Source organism: Pseudomonas sp. GW823-FHT02E01 (assembly GCF_058797535.1).
Genome location: NZ_JBXAJS010000022.1, coordinates 1 through 4,294, shown reverse-complemented (window position 1 = coordinate 4,294; position 4,294 = coordinate 1). Strand labels below are relative to the sequence as shown.

General features: G+C 51.1%; 4 protein-coding genes and 1 pseudogene. All 5 read left to right on the top strand.

What is annotated here, in order from left to right; genetic code table 11:
* Positions 1–338: polysaccharide biosynthesis protein (locus AC1RDQ_RS28430; protein WP_492588750.1), on the top strand; the 338-nt coding region annotated here is incomplete at its 5' end.
* A gap of 230 nt (positions 339–568) precedes the next feature.
* On the top strand, positions 569–1,822 hold the full coding sequence (locus tag AC1RDQ_RS28425; protein WP_492588749.1) for a glycosyltransferase family 4 protein: 1,254 nt from the start codon (positions 569–571) through the stop codon (positions 1,820–1,822).
* Positions 1,822–2,781 carry a UDP-glucose 4-epimerase family protein gene (locus AC1RDQ_RS28420; protein ID WP_492588748.1) on the top strand — a complete coding sequence of 320 codons (960 nt, stop codon included), beginning with the start codon at positions 1,822–1,824 and terminating at the stop codon, positions 2,779–2,781. Before AC1RDQ_RS28425 ends, AC1RDQ_RS28420 begins: the two co-directional genes overlap by 1 nt.
* Positions 2,782–2,783: 2 nt before the next feature.
* Positions 2,784–3,815 carry an MraY family glycosyltransferase gene (locus AC1RDQ_RS28415; RefSeq protein ID WP_492588747.1) on the top strand — a complete coding sequence of 344 codons (1,032 nt, stop codon included), beginning with the start codon at positions 2,784–2,786 and terminating at the stop codon, positions 3,813–3,815.
* Between the two features lie 90 nt (positions 3,816–3,905).
* Positions 3,906–4,294, top strand: a pseudogene (locus AC1RDQ_RS28410) (polysaccharide biosynthesis protein); the annotation flags it as partial.

Below are 4,294 nucleotides of genomic sequence, written 5' to 3'. Positions count from 1 at the left end.
AGATGATCCATTTGTCCGGCCTGAGCGTCCGCTCGGAAAAAAACCTGAATGGTGACATCGCTATCGAATTCACCGGGTTGCGTCCTGGCGAAAAGCTCTACGAAGAGCTGTTGATCGGTGACAATGTCAGCGCGACTCAGCACCCGATGATCATGAGTGCAAACGAGGATCATCTGCCGTGGGAGGTGCTCAAGCTGAAGCTGGCCGAGTTGCTTGGGGCTGTTGAACAGGATGATTATTCGCGCGTAAGGCAGCTCCTTCGCGAAACGGTCAGCGGCTACACACCTGATGGCGATATCGTTGACTGGATCTACCAGCAGCGCCGCCTCGAACCATGATTGTTTCACATTCCGAAACAGACATATTTTTGACAGGCTCCACACATCGTCTAGCTTGGGGGGGTAGCTTGGGAAAAACTGCTTTCTCAAATCGTTGTCATGGAGCTCCGATTTTGCGTAATGGCTACGGTCGCTGAGTACCGCATGCCGAATATTGCCGATAAAGTAATTGGGATTGTTTGCAATAGCTTGATTGTATAAACGGATAAATGCTGAGTTGAGCTGCAGGAATGAATGAAAATAAATTAAAGATCCTGATAGTTACACAGTATTTTTGGCCGGAGAATATGCGTATCAATGACCTGGTTCGTGCCTTCTCGGAAAATGGTCATGAGGTCAGTGTGTTGACCGGATGGCCAAATTACCCTGAGGGTTCGGTTTATTCGGAATTTAGTGCCAGTCCTGAGCGTTTCAAAAACTACTTCGGCGCGCGCATAGTTAGAGTTCCATTAGTTTCGCGTGGAAAGCGCAGTGTCAGCCTGATTTTCAATTACGTTTCTTTTTTTCTCAGCGCTTCCATACTCGGCGTTTTCAAGCTTCGAAATGAAAAGTTTGATGCGGTTTTCGTATACGCAGTTTCTCCTATTATGGCTGCGATTCCCGCAGTTGTGTTAGGACGGATAAAAAAGGTCCCAGTATTTGTCTGGGTCCTTGATCTTTGGCCGGAAACTCTGAGGGCTGTAGGGGTACTCCGTCAGCCTGCCTTGTTGGCTTTGGTCGGACGCGTGGTCAGTGCGATCTACAATCGTGCTGATTATTTGCTTTTACAATCCAAAGGTTTTGCCGACAACGTAAAACAATATTGCACCAAGGAAATCACCCCGGAGCGTTTGATTTATTTCCCAAGTTGGGCTGAGGATGACTTTTCAGCCTCCACTCCACTCACTTCAAATTTGCTAGAGCGAGATGACTCGGTCTTCACCATTGTTTTTGCAGGAAATTTAGGTGAGGCGCAGGATTTCCCTGCGATCCTGGAGGCCGCAGAGGCATTGAAGAACAAAGTGGCAGTGCGTTGGGTGATCGTGGGGGATGGGCGTATGAGCAAATGGTTGCATGAACAAGTCACGACAAGAAACTTGAGCAACGTATTGCTGCTGGGACGACACCCTCTGAGCGAGATGCCAGGGGTGTTTGCTTGTGCCGATGCGTTGCTGGTTTCATTGAAAACCAATGATGTATTCGAGAAAACGATTCCCGGGAAGGTCCAGGCTTATATGGCTTCGAGCAAGCCGATCCTGGGCATGATCAATGGGGAAGCTGCACGGGTAATCGAAGAGTCAGGCGGGGGGGTTTCCTGCCCCTCAGGTGATATCCAGGGGCTTGTGCGGATTACTCTGCAGTTGGCCACCACATCCCCTGCTCAACGTGAAATTATGGGGCGTGCCGGTCGGTCCTACTATTTGAGCCACTTTTCCAAACCTGCACTTATGGGGCGTCTGGAAGAGTTGTTTCGCGTTGCTACTTTGCGAAGGACCACCCAATAATGTCGAAGACCGTATTTTTAACCGGTGCAACAGGGTTTGTTGGTGGCGCGACGCTAAAGTGTCTGGTCGCAAGAAACTACACTGTCATTGCCGCGCTACGTAATGGGTCGCAATTACTTCAGAGTAAAGTCTCGACGATCCACGTTGACAGTATCGATGGTGCTACGTCCTGGAAAAAAGGTCTCACCGGCGTAGACGTTGTCATACATGCCGCGGCTCGCGTCCATGTGATGAATGATACCGAAACCGATCCCTTGGCGGCATTCAGGCGAGTCAATGTTGAAGGTACAGTGAATCTCGCGCGCCAGGCTGCGTCTGCAGGCGTCCGACGCTTCATATTCATCAGTTCCATCAAGGTGAACGGCGAAAGTACCGATTTTGGTATCACGTATTCTCCCGAGGACACGCCAGCCCCGGCAGATCCCTATGGAGTATCCAAGATGGAAGCCGAAGAGCGGTTGCGTGAATTGGCTGTGGAGACCGGGATGGAGGTCGTGATCATAAGGCCAGTGTTGGTTTACGGCCCCGGGGTCAAGGCAAACTTTCAAAGCATGATACGATGGCTCGATAAAGGTATTCCCCTGCCATTTGGGGCAATTCACAACAGCCGCAGTCTCGTAGCATTGGACAATCTGGTGGATTTGATTGTTACCTGTATCAGTCATCCGGCGGCCGCTAATCAGACCTTTCTGGTCAGTGATGGTGAGGATCTTTCCACCACTCAATTGCTGCGCAAGATAGCGCTTGCCCTTGGGCGTACGGCTCGGCTTGTACCAATACCTGCCGGCGTCCTGCGCGGCGTGGCTACATTGCTCGGAAGGAAAGCCCTGTCAAACCGGTTATGCGGATCCTTGCAGGTAGACATCAGCAAAACTCGCTCATTGCTGGGGTGGACACCTCCGGTCTCGGCAGATGATGCACTGAAGGCTACAGCACAACATTTTCAAGAAAGTAAGTAACAATGATCTATTGGTGGTTAATTCCGGCAGTGGCGAGTGTTTCCTTGATATTGACAGCTGTATTACGTCGTTATGCATTAGCGCGAAGTATTGTCGACGTCCCCAATGCTCGCAGTTCTCATTCAGTACCCACTCCCAGGGGGGGCGGTGTCGCGATCGTCATCGCATTTTTGTTGGCGCTGCCATTTCTGGCATGGGCGCAGTTGGCAACCATGCCAGTGTTGATCGCTATCGGGGGGGCGGGTGGTCTGATCGCAATTGTCGGCTTCATAGATGATCATGGTCATATAGCAGCACGTTGGCGCTTGTTAGGCCATTTCTGTGCGGCCGCCTGGGCCTTGTTCTGTCTGGGAGGTCTGCCTCCGATTACCTTGTTTGGATGGGTTGTGGATCTTGGTTGGCTGGGATGCATCCTGGCGGCGGTCTATCTTGTCTGGATGCTCAATCTTTACAATTTCATGGACGGAATCGATGGTATAGCCAGTGTTGAAGCGATTTCGGCGTGCCTGGGTGCTTGTGTGCTTTATTGGCTGAATGGATTCGAAAGCCAGATGTGGGTTCCTGGACTGTTGGCGATGGCGGTTGGAGGATTTCTGTTCTGGAATTTTCCCCCTGCACGCATCTTCATGGGAGACGCTGGAAGCGGATTCATCGGCATGGTGCTCGGTGTCATCTCGATTCAGGCTGCCTGGATTGCACCGCAGTTGCTCTGGGCCTGGCTGATTTTGTTGGGGGTGTTTGTTGTAGACGCAACCTTTACCTTGATTCGTCGCCTGGTTCGCGGTGACAAAGTTTATGAAGCTCATCGTAGTCACGCCTATCAGTTTGCATCACGCCGGTATCGCAAGCATTTGCCAGTCACTCTTGCTGTCGGAGCAATCAATCTCGGCTGGTTGTTACCCGTTGCGGTTTGCGTGACTTCCTTTGGAGTAGATGGTGTGCTGGGGCTGATAGTCGCCTACCTCCCTCTCGTGATTCTGGCGATCAAGTTTCACGCGGGTGAAATCGAAAAAAACCAGGCCCTCAATAGCTGATTTATGATTATTTGAGTTAACTGGTGCGTCTGGAGATGTACACTGATCAAGCAAGGTCATGGGGAGCGGTTCGAGGTGTACGACGGGGTTATGGATAAATTGCGCAAACTGTTGCTTGAGCTGTCACGCCGTCAAAAACGGCTCATTCAGGTTACGGCCGACGTCGTTCTCGTGTGGGCAGCGTTGTGGTTGGCTTTTCTGGTTCGCCTCGGCATTGATGATATGGTCAATCCACTGATCGTCCATTCCTGGCTTTTTTTGAGTGCCCCGGTAGTTGCAATCCCGTTGTTCATCCGATTTGGCATGTATCGCGCAGTCATGCGCTACTTCGGCAACGATGCGTTGATTGCGATCATCAAGGCGGTCAGCTTGTCGTCGCTGATTCTTGGCGTAGTTGTTTATTGGTACAGCAATCACCAAAACGTCGTCCCACGCTCAATCATTTTCAACTACTGGTGGTTGAGTTTGATCATGATCGG